This is a genomic window from Methylobacterium sp., from assembly GCF_028290105.1.
Lineage (GTDB): Bacteria > Pseudomonadota > Alphaproteobacteria > Rhizobiales > Beijerinckiaceae > Methylobacterium.
Map to the genome: position 1 here is coordinate 18,135 of NZ_JAQGKL010000200.1, position 12,496 is coordinate 30,630.

A 12,496-nucleotide genomic window follows, 5' to 3' on the forward strand; every position below is an offset into this window, starting at 1 on the left:
CGACGACGCGCCCGGACCCCGTGGGCCTCACGACGGGCAGCCTCATGACAGATGCGCCGTGGCGTTGACGCCTCGCACCCGACCGCCGCCGGGCCAGATGTCGACGCAGGCGATGGATGCCGGGTCCACCACGAGGCGATCGTAGGCAGCGATGGAGAGACCCAGGACATGGAGGAGAACGGCGCGGATGACGTCGCCGTGGCTGACCGCGATCAGACACTCCTCGGGCCGGCCGGCGAGAGCCGCCACGGCCCGTGCCTGGGCCTGCCCCATGCCCTCGCCGCCGGGCGGGCGGGTGCGGTCGCGCTGCGTGTTCCAGGCCCACCAGAGCGGGTCGTCGGAGAGATCGACGAAGGATCGACCGGTCCAGTCGCCGAAATCGATCTCATCGAGGCCGGACTCCTCGATCACCGGCAGCCCCAGCACCCGAGCGATAGGGTGCGCGGTCTCGACGGAGCGGGCACGCGGGCTCGTCAGCACGGCGCGCGCGCCGCAATTGCGAAGGGCCTGCCCGAGCGCGTCGGCTTCGCGGCGGCCCTCGTCCCCGAGGGACACGCCCGCCATGCGGCCGCACAGGATGCGGTCCACCCGGTCGTGGCTGGCATGGCGCACCAGGATGATCCGGCTCACGCCGGCCCCACCGGGACGATGTCGGCCTCACCGGCGATGAAGGCGCGCGTGCGGGCGCGGGCTTCCGCATCCGTGAATTGCTGCGGCGGCGCCTTCATGAAGTAGCTCGACGGCCCGACCAGGGCGCCGCCGATGCGGCGGTCGAGGGCGAGGCGGGCGCAGCGCACGGCATCGATGACGATGCCCGCCGAGTTCGGCGAATCCCAGACCTCGAGCTTCAATTCCATTGATAGCGGTACTCCGCCGAAGGCCGTGCCTTCCAGCCGGATCTGCGCCCATTTCCGGTCGGTCAGCCAGGGCACGTGGTCGCTTGGCCCGACATGGATGTCGTCGGGGTGGAGCGGAACGTCGAGCTGGCTCGTGACCGCGCGGGTCTTGGAGATCTTCTTCGATTCCAGGCGCTCGCGTTCGAGCATGTTCTTGAAATCGGCGTTGCCGCCGAAGTTGAGCTGGTAGGTCCGGTCGAGGCGGACGCCGCGCTCGCGCATCAGGTTGGCCAGCATCCGGTGCACGATGGTGGCGCCGACCTGGCTCTTGATGTCGTCGCCCACGATGGGAAGGCCACGCTGCGCGAAGCGCGCCCGCCAATCCGGATCGGAGGCGATGAAGACGGGAATGCAGTTCACGAAGGCGCAGCCCGCATCGAGGGCGCAGCGGGCGTAGAACTCGGTGGCCGCCTGCGAGCCCACCGGCAGGTAGGAAACCAAAACCTGCGTGCGCGTGCGCCGGAGTTCGGCAACCACATCGTCGACGGGGCCGTCAGCCTCGACGATTTCCGCGCGCATGTAACGGCCGAGCCCGTCGAGGGTCGGGCCGCGCCGGACGGTGACGCCGCTCGCCGGCACCTCGGCGAAGCGGATCGTGTTGTTCGGGGCGGCGCCGATCGCGTCGGCCAGATCGCGCCCGACCTTCGCGGCGTTGATGTCGAAGGCCGAGACCACCGTGACGTCGCGGATATGGTAGCCGCCGAGGGACACGTTCATCAGCCCTGGCACCGTCTCGGCCGGGTCCGCGTCGCGATAGTAATGCAGCCCCTGCACGAAGGACGAGGCGCAATTGCCCACTCCGACGAGGCCGACGCGGATCGGATCGCCCGTCATGCGCCGGCCTCCTCCAGGCAGGTCGTGGGCGCGGCGCCCCGGCTCCGGATCGCGATCCCGGCGCTGAGCGCGTCCTCCAGTTCGGTCGCCCGGCGGCCGGCGCTGTGGCGGGCGAGAACCCGCGCGCGGGCCGCTGCGCCGATGCGCCGTCGCACCGCGTCCGGCTGCAGCCGTAGGATCGGGAGCACGTCCTCGGGTCCCTGCGCCAGGATGATCTCGGAGCCCGGTGCGAGCACCGTGTCGAGGCCGTCCCAGGTGTCGCCGATGATCGGCGTGCCGATGCAGGCCGCCTCGAACAGGCGCACGCTCGGGGAATAGCCGGCCCGGATCATGTCCGCGCGGGTGACGTTCAGGGTGTAGCGGCTCGCGGCGTAAAAGTCCGGGTGCCGGTCCGGCGGCAGGTGCGCGAAGCGCGTGACGTTGGCGGGCCAGTCGATCCCGTCCGGGTATTGGGGGCCGGCGACGCAGAAGCGCAGGTCCGGCGCGCGCCGGGCCGGCTCAATCAGGAGGCGTTCCAGGGTCGGCTGCCGGTCTGGGCTGTAGGTGCCGAGATAGGAGAGATCGTAGAGGATCTCCCGCTCCAGGGCCGGGTAGGCCTGAGGGTCGACGGAGCAATAAAGCGCGCGCGCGGCTGGCGAGCCGTAGGTCTCCTCGAGGAGGCGCAGGGTCGGCCCGCCGGTGAAGGACAGGTAGAGGTCGTAATCCGCGATCTGGCGCTTGGCGAGGTAGGCGCAATCGTCCGCCTCCAGGCGCGCCAGGGTGACGGGCGTATCGATGTCGTAGAAGGCGCGCAGGCCCTGCGCCCAGGCGAGCACCCGGTCGCCGACAGCGATCCCGTCGGGCACGTAGGAACCGACGATGACGGCATCCGCCGCCGCGATCGCCTCCCGGTACGTCTCCAGCGCGGCGAGGTCGGGATAGAGCGCGAAGCGGCAGAAGCCGGGCTCGGCGAGGTCGCGATGCTCGGCATACCAGGGTACGTCCCGCTCCAGGAACAGGACGTCGTGACCGCGCAATGCGAAAGCCTTCAGCAGGGCGCGGTAGGTGGTGGCGTGCCCGTTCCCCCAGGACGAGGACAGGCTCAGACCGAGCACCACGAGGCTGAGACGGCGGCTCACGCAACGCTCCGGGGCCGCATGAGGGCGCCCTTGCGGACGGCCTCGTTCCGTAGGATCGCGTCGACCTCTGCCCCGCGCCGCGCATAGGTGTGCTCGGCCGTGATGCGGGCGCGGGCCGCCGCGCCGATCGTGCGGGCGCGCTCCGGTGTCAGGCCGGCGAGGTGCTCGGCGACTTCGCGCCCGTCACGGGCGACCAGCACCTCGGTGCCCGGCTCCAGGAAGCGTTCGATGCCCTCCCAGGCATCGGTGATGAGGCAGGCCCCGGCTCCCGCCGCCTCGAAGACGCGGGTTGCCGGCGAGAAGCCCACTTCCGCCATGCTGTCGCGGGCGATGTTGAGCACGGCGAGCGGCGTCGTGTTGAAGGCGTTGTGCTCGCGTGTGTAGACGTGCCCGAGGTGATGGACGTTGGCCGGCAGGCCACGGCCTTCCCAGCCGCTGCCGCCGAGGAGGAAGCGCCGCTCGGGTAGGTGCGCGGCCGCGTCGAGGAAGAACGCCTCCACGCGTGCCTCGCGGTCCGGCAGGCGGTTGCCGAGGAAGGCGAGGTCGGCGGCGAAGCGCGGCTCGGGCGGTACGGGGTGGTGGGTCGCCGGATCGAGGGCGTTGTAGATCGGGATGCAGCGCCGGGCGCCGAAGTCCTCGTAGGCGGCGACCACCGGCGGGCCGCCGCCATAGGTCAGGACGAGGTCGAGGGCCGGCATCGCGCGGTGCAGGACGTGGGCGGCGTTCGCCCGCATCTCCGCGAGGGTGGCGGGCGCGTCGACGTCCCAGAAGATGCGGATCGCCTCCGGCCGCGATGTGTCGATGACGCCCTCGAGCAGTTCCTCGTCGAAGATCCCGACACCGCTCGCCTTGACGACGACATCCGCTCGCGCCGCTTCCGCCACAACGCCGCGCATGGCGTCGGGGGTCGCCGGATAGACTTTCACCTCGGCATAGGGCGGCGGGTCGATGTCGCGGTGCTGCTGACGGTCGAAGGCGTCGGGTTCGTAGAAGGTGATGCTGTGGCCGCGGCCGGCGAGGTCGCTGAGGAGGCCGCGATAGTAGGTGGCCGCGCCGTTCCAGTAGGAGGACAGCAGGCTGGAGCCGTAGAAGGCGATCTTCATGCGGATCTCTCCAGGGGTTCGGGAACGCCGAGGCGCGCCACGATGGCGAGCAGTTCGGCGGCGCGATGGGCACAGGTGTGGCGGGCCGCGATGGTGGCAAGACCCTGATCGCGTAAGGAAATCCGCAAGGCGGGGTCGTTCCGCAGCGCCGCGAGGTGGCGCCCCATCTCGGGCCCGCTGCGGGCGACGAGGTAGTCCGTGCCGGGCCTGAACAGCCCCTCCGCGTCGTCCCAGGGCGCGCAGGCGAGCGGGATGCCGCAGGCCAGGGCCTCGAAGACGCGGATGGTCGGGATGCCGGGCAGGTGCCGCACGTAGAAGCGACGTGGCACGTGGACGGTTGCCACATGCTGCGCGAAGAGGCGTGGCGCGGCTGCATTGGGCGCCCAGCCGTTATAGCACGCGCCATGATGTTGCAGGGTCCGGACCGCCGCATCGGGATAGCGCACGCCGTAGACGTCGAGTCCGAGCCCGGCGGCCCGGGCCGGCGCGAACAGGTAGGTCTCGAGTTCCTGGCTGCGCTCGTCGTCGCCCCAGTTCCCGATCCAGACGAGTCCGGCGCGCGGGCCCTCCCGCGCCGGCGGATGGAACAGGCGGGTGTCGGCGGCCTCGTGCCAGACGAAGGCGCGGTCGCCCCAGCCCCAGTTTCGATAGACCGCCGCCAGGGTCTCGCCGAAGGCCAGGATCCCGTCGAAGCCGGAGAGGTCGAAGCGGCGCATCTCGTCGGGGGCGCTGACGGCGCGGTGGTGGGTGTCGTGGAACAGCAGGGTGTAGCCGGCGCCGCTTTTACGCCGGGCGCCGAGGGCGGCGGCGAGGGCCGGGTCGTTCCACTCGTGGACGATCACGAGATCGGCCTGTGCGACCCGGTCCGCGACGGCGTCGATGCTTGCATAGGTCGTCGAGGCGAGGTCCGGATAGGCCGCCCGGTAGGCGTCGAGGCCGGCCTCGCCGTGGTCCCGCAGCAGGTTCTCCAGGCTCCAGGCGCCCTCGGGCTCGTAGGCATCGACCTCATGGCCCAGCGCGATCAGTTCCCGCAGCACCCCGCGCAGGAAATGCGCGTTGCCGTGGTTCCAGCACGAGGCCAGGGAATGGGTGAAGTAGGCGATCCTCATGCGGCGGCCCCCCCGAGGGAGCGGGCGGAGGTCCCGGCCCAGCAGGCGCGGAAGATGCCGAGCACGCCGGTGGTCATCGCCTCGACGCCGTAGCGGCCGGCGCGGGTGCGCGCGGCCGCGCCCCACCGGGCCCGCTCGGCGGGATCGTCGGCGAGCCCCCGGATCGCCGCGACCGCGCCGGCCTCGTCCTCCGGGTCGACGAAGAGAGCGGCGCCGTCCCACAATTCGCGAAAGCTCGCGAGGTCGGAGAGGACGAGGGCGCAGCCGGCGCTCGCCGCCTCCAGCACCGCGAGGCCGAAGGGCTCGTAGCGCGCGAGCGAGAGGAAGACCGGGCGCCGAACGAGGTGCGCGGCGACGCCGAGATCGTCGAGGCGGCCGAGGCAGTCGAGGTGGCGCGCCGCCACGCGCTCGCCGCTCGGGCTCTCCATCGGTCCGGCGGCCCGAAGCGGCCAGTCGAGGCGCGCGGCGACCCGGTCGAGGGCGGCGGCGTTCTTGGCCCGGTCCCAGAGGCGCCCGGCGGTGAAGACGTAGGACGCGGGCGGGAGCGCCCCGCTCGGCCGGGCCGACGCGCGGCGCCCGTTGCGCACCACCACGGGGCTCGCGGGTAGCCCGTAGACCGCCTGCGTCGCCGCCGCGAAGGCTTTCGTCGGCGCCAGCAGGGCATCGACGGTGGCGCATCCGGCGGCGGCGAGATCGCGGCGCCAAGCGAGGTCGGCGGGCAGCGGGCCGGTCTCCACGGCCTCCCACCACGTCCCGACGCAGGAATGGGAGACGGCCACCACCGGCACCGGGTAGTCCGGGCCGGCGAGCGCCGGGGAATGCAGGTGGACGATGTCGGCGTTCAGGCTCCCGGCGAGGCGCGCCAGGGCGGCCGCGGCCTCGCGGACCTCGGCCGGGTCCCGCGCCATCCAGTCGAGGGCGAGGCCGGTTGCGAGGATGCGGCAGCCGCTGGCGGCCTCGGCGGCGGCGATGCGCTCGGCGGGCGGGACCGGCCCGAGGACCGCGATGGTGACGCTCAGCCCGCGCCGCACCAGGCCCTCGCCGAGGTCGAGGCTGTACTGCCAGACCCCGCCCAGGGCGTCGGCCGTCATCAGGACGTGCGGGCGCTCTCTCACCGGCATCCGCATGCGGCCTCCAGGTCGCGAAGAGGCAGCGGGCGCTCCTCCTGGATGTCGCTGAGGCGCGTGAACTGCCCGAGGTAATGGGCGTGCGCGCGCTCCCAGGCGTGGTCGTCGGGCTCGCCCCAGAGGCGGCGGTAATCGGGCGAACTCGGATAGGGATAGAGCGGCACCGGATCGTTGGCCCAGACCCCGTCCCGGCGCAGGCGGTCGCGCCAATCCGCCACCATGGCGGGGTCGTCGCCCGCCACCGCGATCAGGTTGGCCTGGACGAAGGGAACGCTGCGCCGGGCATGGATCAGGCGCTCGGCGAGATCGTCGGTGGAGGCCCGGCACTTCTTGTCGAGGGCGGCGCGGCCCGCTTCCGTCAGGCTCTCGATGCCGGCCTCGATGGAGACGCAGCCCGCCGCCCCGAGGAGGTCGAGCATGTCGGGCTTCCAGAGGTCGATCCGGGTCTGGATGCCGAAGCGCACCTCGCGGGAGACGAGGGCCTCCAGCAGGGGCTTCTGGGGCAGGAAGATCTCGTCGATGAAATAGAGGTAGGTCACGCCCTGCGCGATCAGCCCGTCGATCTCATCGAGGACGATGGTGAGGTCGCGTCGGCGGTAGGCGTCGCGAAAGTCGATCTTCGCGCAGAAACTGCACGCGTAGGGGCAGCCGCGCGAGGCCTCGACCTCGGCGCCAGGCCCGTCGGGCTGGGTGTCGAAGCGGTGGTGATGGTGGGTGTGCCGCGCGATCCAGCGGTCGGGCCAGCGCAGGGGGGCCAGATCGGTGAAGCGGCTCGCATGGGGCCCGCCGGTCACCACCCGGGCGCCGCCGTCGCGGAAGGCGATGGCCGGCACCGCGTGGAGATCGTCCGCATCGGCGAGGCGGGCGACGATCTCCTCGCATTCGCCGCGCACGACGACATCGCAGGCGAGCTTGTCGAGGGTCGGGCCCGGCGTCGCCGAGCCGTGCGGGCCCACCGCGACCGTGCGGCCGCCGCGCCCGTTCAGGGCGTCGAGGAAGCCGCGCGGCACCCGCAATTCCGGCGGGGCGCAGCGCCAGAACAGGTAGGTGGGTGCGGTCGCCACCACGGTCATGGCCGGGGCGAAGGCCGCGACCGCGTCGGCGGCCTGATCCTGGCCGAGGCCGTCGAGATGCGCATCGACGATGAGCGCCTCGTGGCCGGCGGCCTCCAGCAGGGCGGCGCTATAGGCGAGTTCCAGGGGCAGGTGCGGCGAGCGGCACCCGAAATAGATGCTGTTGCGGTAGTCCCAGGGCGGGTTGACGAGGGCGACTCTCATTCGGCGGCCCCCGCGAGCGGCGCGTGGCCGGATCTGAACCCGCGCTCGGTCGCGAGCCAGGCGGCCAGATCGGCGACGCCTTCGCGCCACTCGGTCGCGCTGCCGAGGCTCAGCGCCTCCGTGACCGCGCGCGTATCCGAGACGTAGTAGCGCTGGTCGCCCGGGCGCCAGTCCTGGAGGGTGCGTTCGACGGGACGTCCGGTCAGGGCGGCGATGTGGTCGAGGATCTGGAGCAGGCTCACCGCGTTGCGCGGGCCGCCTCCGAGATTGAAGGCGCGGCCCGCGATGGCGTCGATGCGGGTCAAGGCCGCGCGATAGGCGGCGACGGCATCCCGCACGTGCAGGATGTCGCGCACCTGCGCGCCGTCGCCATAGAGGGTGATGGCCTTGCCTTCGAGGGCGCGGATGAGAAAGTGGGCGACCCAGCCCTGGTCCTCGGTGCCCATCTGGCGCGGGCCGTAGATGCAGCTCATGCGGAAGACCGCCGTCGGCAGGCCGAAGCTGCGGGAATAGTCGAGCACGTACTGGTCCGCCGCACCCTTGGAACAGCCATAGGGGGTGTGGAAATCCAGCGGGCGGTCCTCGCCGATGCCGCGTGCGCGTAACGTGGGATCGACCGGCAGGTGGGCGTCGCCCTCGCGGGCGAGCGCGATATCGGGCAGGTCGCCATAGACCTTGTTGGTGGAGGCAAACAGCAGGGGTATGGGCCGCGCCCGCGCGCGCATCGCCTCCAGCAAATTGAGCGTGCCGATGAGGTTCACCTCGGCATCGCCGCGCGGGTCGGTGAGGCTCGTCGTCACCGCCACCTGCGCGGCGAAGTGGAACACGGCCCCGGCCTCGGCCACCGCTTCGCCGAGGGGCCCCGCATCGCGGATGTCGGCGACGATCGAGCGGATCCGGTCGGGGTGGCGTGCCTGCAGCCATGCGAGGTTGCGCGCCACGCCAGGGCGCACGAGGGCGTCGTAGACGATGACGGTATGGCCGTCGCCCGCCAGGCTGTCCGCGAGGTTGGCGCCGACGAAACCGGCGCCGCCGGTGATGAGGACGGTGCGTTTCGTCAAGCCACGAGACCCCGTGCTTCGAGTTCCCGGCGCGCATCCGCCACGCGGTCGATCGCCTGCTGCCGGGCGACCCAGGCCGCGAGTTCGGCCAGGCCCTCGGTGAAGTCGCGCTGCGGCCGGAAGCCGAGTTCGCGCTCGATGCGGCCGATATCGGCGATGCAGTGGCGGATGTCGCCGGAGCGCGCCTGGCCGGTGACCTCGGGGGCGATGTCGGGGCGGCCCATGGCCTCGGCCAGCAGGCGGGCGACCTCGCGCACGGAGCGATCCTCGCCGCTGCCGACATTGTAGACCTGGCCCGGCGCGTCCGGGTGCTCCAGGGCCAGCACGAAGGCGCGCGCCACGTCCTCCACGTGGACGAAGTCGCGGCGCTGCTCGCCGTCCTCGAAGATCATCGGCGGCTGGCCGTTGTGGATGCGCGCGGCGAAGATCGCGAGCACGCCCGTATAGGGATTCGAGAGGGCCTGGCCGGGTCCGTAGGCGTTCCACAGGCGCAGGGCGACGCCCTCCATGCCGTAGGCGGGCGCGAGCGTCAGGGTCAGGCGCTCCTGCATGTACTTCGTGAGAGCGTAGACCGAGGCGAGCGCGGGCAGCTTGGTTTCCGGTGTCGGCACCGGGCGCAACGGGCGGCCCCCGGCGTCGAGGGGGTCCCAGAATTCGCCGGCCTTTCGCGGGCGCCGGAGCGCATTCTCCACGAGGGTGCCGTCCTCGGCGCGGTAGAGGCCCTCGCCGTAGACGCTCATCGAGGAGGCGACGACGACGCGCTTGACCGGATTGGCGATCAGGCCCTCGAACAGCACCGCGGTGCCGCAATCGTTGACCGAGACGTAGCGCTCCACGGCATACATGCTCTGGCCGACACCGACCTCGGCCGCCAGGTGAACCACGCGGTCGACCCCCTTCAGGGCCGCCGCGACGGCCCCGGCGTCGCGCACGTCGCCGATGCGGATCTCGACCTCGGGGGCGAGACCCTGCGCCACCTTGGCGTGGCCGTGGACCTGCTCGATCAGGCTGTCGAGAACCCGGACGCGGTAGCCCCGCTCCAGCAGCGCATGCGCGAGGTGGCGACCGATGAAGCCGGCGCCGCCGGTGATCAGAATGGTTTCTTTCACGCAGTCACGATGCCCCACGCTAGGAATCGAAGCACTAACAAACGATATCCGGACGGATAACATGGGTTAATGCTGACCACAGGCCAGTCGAAATTCCGACTGTTCTGACGGAATGCCCGTGCGACCCGAGAACCGTGAGTTGTCAGCTTTGTTCCTGGCAATGATTCACTGTGTCCGGAATGGTCTTTTTCTTCCTGTCGGCGCAGGCTGCGTCGGGATCTTTCGGGACTTGCGGCCATTTCGTGCGAGCCCGGCCTTCCCCGTCGCATCTTCGGCGGGATCGCGGTGGCCCGTACCCGGCGTAGCTGTTAGAGATCCGCCGCTGATCAGGGGAGACGACGATTTTCGACGATGCATGGGCAACCGGCTTGGGCCTCGTTGCCGTCTTCGCCCTCGTGCTCGCCAATGGGTTCTTCGTGGCCGCCGAGTTCGCCCTGGTCTCGGTGCGCAAGAGCCGGGTCGCCGAACTGGTCTCCGAGCGCCGGACCCATGCCCGGTCGCTCCAGCGCGCCACCGATCACCTCGACGCCTACCTCGCCGCCACGCAGCTCGGCATCACCATCTCGTCCCTGGCGCTAGGCTGGGTCGGCGAACCGGCGCTCGCCCACCTCATCGTGCCGGCCCTCGGCTTCCTGCCGGAGCCGGTGGGCACCACGGCCGCCCACACCATCGCGGTGGTGATCTCCTTCGTCCTCATCACCTCGATGCACATCGTGCTCGGCGAACTGGCGCCCAAAAGCCTCGCGCTCCAGCGCAGCGAGCGCACCGCGCTCGCCGTGGTCCGGCCGCTCGGCGTCTTCCTGTTCGTCTTCCGGCCCGCCATCCTGTTCCTGAACGGGCTCGGCAACGGCATCGTGCGCCTGTTCGGGCTCCAGGCCGGCCACGGCGAGGGCTCCCTGCACTCCACCGCCGAGCTCAACCTCCTGGTTCAGGCGAGCCAGGAGGCCGGCCTGATCCGCGAGGCGCAGCAGGAGGCGGTGCAGCGCATCTTCTCCATCGGCGAGCGCCGGGTGCGCGATATCATGACGCCGCGCCACGAGGTCGAGTGGGTGGATGCCGACGAGGACCGCGAGGCGATCCTCCGGTCGGTGCGCGAATGCGACCACGCGCAGCTCGTGGTCAGCCGCAGCGAAGTCGACGAGATCGTCGGCGTGGTGCGCAAGCAGGACCTGCTGAACCAGCTCCTCGACGGCAAGAGCGTGGACGTGCTGGCGGTGACGCAGCCGCCGATCGTGGTCCACGAGAGCATGTCGATCCTCGCCGTGCTGGAGACCTTCCAGGCCAAGCCCGTGCGGATGGCGGTGGTGGTCGACGAGTACGGCAGCCTCGAGGGCATCGTCACGCAGACCGACCTCCTGGAGGCGATCGCGGGCAACATCCCGGAGGTGGGCGACGAGCCCAACGTGGTCGAGCGGGACGACGGCTCGCTCCTCATCGACGGTATGATGCCGGCGACCCAGGCCTTCGACCGCCTCGCCTTCGTGGAACGGCCGGATTCCGACGACTTCACCACGCTCGCGGGCTTCGTGATCTTCCGCCTCGGCCGCATCCCGGCCACGGGCGAGTTCTTCGAGTCGCATGGCTGGCGCTTCGAGGTCGTCGACATGGACGGCCGGCGCATCGACAAGGTCCTGGCCACCCCCCTGGCCTGATCGGGCCTCAGGCGATCCGTGGCCGCCCGGCGGGTCTGCGGGCCGTGAGGGTCAGGCCGAGGGCCAGGAGCGCGATGGCGGCCCCGAACCAGGGCAGGCTGCCATAGCCGAGGCCGGCGGTGACCACCGCCCCGCCCAGGGCCGCGCCGGTGGCGTTGCCGAGGTTGAACGCGCCCTGGTTCAGGGTCGAGGCGAGGTTCGGCGCGTCGGTGGCGGCTTCCACCACCCAGACCTGCAGGGGCGCCACCAGGGCGAAGACCAGGGCGCCCCAGACCGGGAGCGTCAGCACGGCGGGGATCGCGGCCTTCGCCGTGAAGGCGAACAGGGCCAGGACCACCACGAGGGCCGAGAAGGCGCCGATGACGGTGGCCATCAGGCGCCGGTCCGCCAGGCGCCCGCCGGCGAGGTTGCCGAGCGTCAGGCCGACGCCGAAGAGCAGGAGCGCGCCGGTGACCTGGGTCGGGGTGAGCCCGCTGACGTCCTCCAGGAGCGGCGTGATGTAGGTGAACACCGTGAACAGGCTCACCGAGGCCAGCGTGCTCACCAGCATCGGCAGCAGGACCGGCCAGCGCCGCAGGGAGCGGAACTCCCCCGCCAGGCCCCCGCGCGAGCCGGGCATCCCGCCGGGCACGTAGGCCAGGATGGCGGCGGCGGCCACGATCCCGAGGGCGAGCACGGCCCAGAACGTCGCCCGCCAGCCGGCGAACTGCCCGAGCGCCGTTCCGAAGGGGACGCCGAGCACGTTGGCCAGGGTCAGGCCCGCGAACATCAGCGCGACGGCCTGGGTGCGCTGTTCGCGCGGCACGAGGCTCGCCGCCACCACCGCGCCGATGCCGAAGAAGGCGCCGTGCGCGAAGGCGGTGACGATGCGCGCCAGCATCAGCAGGTCGTAGCTCGGGGCGAGCGCGCAGCCGAGGTTGCCCAGCAGAAACACCGCCATCAGCACGAGGAGCGCGGCCTTGCGCGGCAGCCGGGCTGTGGCGATGGCGACGATGGGCGCGCCGACGGCGACCCCGAGGGCATAGCCAGAGACCAGGAGGCCCGCGCGCGGCACGCTCACGCCGAAGCTGTCGGCCACCTCGGGCAGCAGCCCCATGATCACGAATTCGGTGGTGCCGATGCCGAAGGAGGCCGCGGCCAGGGCGAGGATCGGGCGGGAGAGCATGGGGCGCCTGGGGCTGAGGCCGGCCCCCGCCCGAGGCGGCGCGAG

General features: G+C 71.6%; 11 protein-coding genes. 1 reads left to right on the forward strand and 10 read right to left on the reverse strand.

Features of this window, described 5'->3' with window-relative positions; all coding sequences use genetic code 11:
- Positions 1-42: 42 nt before the first annotated feature.
- Genes JWQ05_RS14290 through JWQ05_RS14330 form a run of 9 tightly spaced genes read right to left on the reverse strand, consistent with a single transcriptional unit; the run spans position 43 to position 9,634 of the window.
- Positions 43-630, reverse strand: coding sequence for a histidine phosphatase family protein (locus JWQ05_RS14290; RefSeq protein WP_299659445.1), 588 nt, complete (start codon positions 628-630; stop codon positions 43-45).
- Complete coding sequence (locus JWQ05_RS14295) at positions 627-1,730, reverse strand: inositol-3-phosphate synthase (protein WP_299659447.1); 1,104 nt, start codon at positions 1,728-1,730, stop codon at positions 627-629. The genes JWQ05_RS14290 and JWQ05_RS14295 overlap by 4 nt, the downstream gene beginning before the upstream one ends.
- Complete coding sequence (locus tag JWQ05_RS14300) at positions 1,727-2,848, reverse strand: glycosyltransferase (RefSeq protein ID WP_299659450.1); 1,122 nt, start codon at positions 2,846-2,848, stop codon at positions 1,727-1,729. Before JWQ05_RS14300 ends, JWQ05_RS14295 begins: the two co-directional genes overlap by 4 nt.
- Positions 2,845-3,951: a glycosyltransferase gene (locus JWQ05_RS14305; protein WP_299659453.1), complete on the reverse strand. Its 1,107-nt coding sequence runs from the start codon at positions 3,949-3,951 to the stop codon at positions 2,845-2,847. Before JWQ05_RS14305 ends, JWQ05_RS14300 begins: the two co-directional genes overlap by 4 nt.
- Positions 3,948-5,060 (reverse strand): glycosyltransferase, encoded by a 1,113-nt coding sequence (locus JWQ05_RS14310; protein ID WP_299659455.1) that lies wholly within the window; start codon positions 5,058-5,060, stop codon positions 3,948-3,950. The genes JWQ05_RS14305 and JWQ05_RS14310 overlap by 4 nt, the downstream gene beginning before the upstream one ends.
- Complete coding sequence (locus JWQ05_RS14315) at positions 5,057-6,181, reverse strand: glycosyltransferase family 4 protein (protein WP_299659457.1); 1,125 nt, start codon at positions 6,179-6,181, stop codon at positions 5,057-5,059. The genes JWQ05_RS14310 and JWQ05_RS14315 overlap by 4 nt, the downstream gene beginning before the upstream one ends.
- Positions 6,172-7,464: a TIGR04295 family B12-binding domain-containing radical SAM protein gene (locus JWQ05_RS14320; protein WP_299659459.1), complete on the reverse strand. Its 1,293-nt coding sequence runs from the start codon at positions 7,462-7,464 to the stop codon at positions 6,172-6,174. Before JWQ05_RS14320 ends, JWQ05_RS14315 begins: the two co-directional genes overlap by 10 nt.
- Positions 7,461-8,525: an NAD-dependent epimerase/dehydratase family protein gene (locus tag JWQ05_RS14325; protein WP_299659461.1), complete on the reverse strand. Its 1,065-nt coding sequence runs from the start codon at positions 8,523-8,525 to the stop codon at positions 7,461-7,463. Before JWQ05_RS14325 ends, JWQ05_RS14320 begins: the two co-directional genes overlap by 4 nt.
- The gene (locus JWQ05_RS14330; RefSeq protein WP_299659464.1) at positions 8,522-9,634 is read right to left on the reverse strand and encodes an SDR family NAD(P)-dependent oxidoreductase; all 1,113 of its coding nucleotides are present in this window, start codon (positions 9,632-9,634) and stop codon (positions 8,522-8,524) included. The genes JWQ05_RS14325 and JWQ05_RS14330 overlap by 4 nt, the downstream gene beginning before the upstream one ends.
- A gap of 395 nt (positions 9,635-10,029) precedes the next feature.
- On the opposite strand from JWQ05_RS14330, the gene JWQ05_RS14335 reads away from it, so the two are divergent.
- Positions 10,030-11,286, forward strand: a complete 1,257-nt coding sequence (locus JWQ05_RS14335) for a hemolysin family protein (RefSeq protein ID WP_366944605.1) — start codon at positions 10,030-10,032, stop codon at positions 11,284-11,286.
- Between the two features lie 7 nt (positions 11,287-11,293).
- Here JWQ05_RS14335 and JWQ05_RS14340 read toward each other — a convergent pair whose 3' ends face one another.
- The gene (locus JWQ05_RS14340; protein ID WP_299659515.1) at positions 11,294-12,451 is read right to left on the reverse strand and encodes an MFS transporter; all 1,158 of its coding nucleotides are present in this window, start codon (positions 12,449-12,451) and stop codon (positions 11,294-11,296) included.
- Positions 12,452-12,496 lie beyond the last annotated feature (45 nt).

Coding starts and splice junctions, on each gene's coding strand:
- JWQ05_RS14295 (WP_299659447.1), bottom strand. CDS start 1,730: ATGACGGGCGATCCGATCCGCGTCGGCCTCGTCGGAGTGGGCAATTGC.
- JWQ05_RS14305 (WP_299659453.1), bottom strand. CDS start 3,951: ATGAAGATCGCCTTCTACGGCTCCAGCCTGCTGTCCTCCTACTGGAAC.
- JWQ05_RS14310 (WP_299659455.1), bottom strand. CDS start 5,060: ATGAGGATCGCCTACTTCACCCATTCCCTGGCCTCGTGCTGGAACCAC.
- JWQ05_RS14315 (WP_299659457.1), bottom strand. CDS start 6,181: ATGCCGGTGAGAGAGCGCCCGCACGTCCTGATGACGGCCGACGCCCTG.
- JWQ05_RS14320 (WP_299659459.1), bottom strand. CDS start 7,464: ATGAGAGTCGCCCTCGTCAACCCGCCCTGGGACTACCGCAACAGCATC.
- JWQ05_RS14340 (WP_299659515.1), bottom strand. CDS start 12,451: ATGCTCTCCCGCCCGATCCTCGCCCTGGCCGCGGCCTCCTTCGGCATC.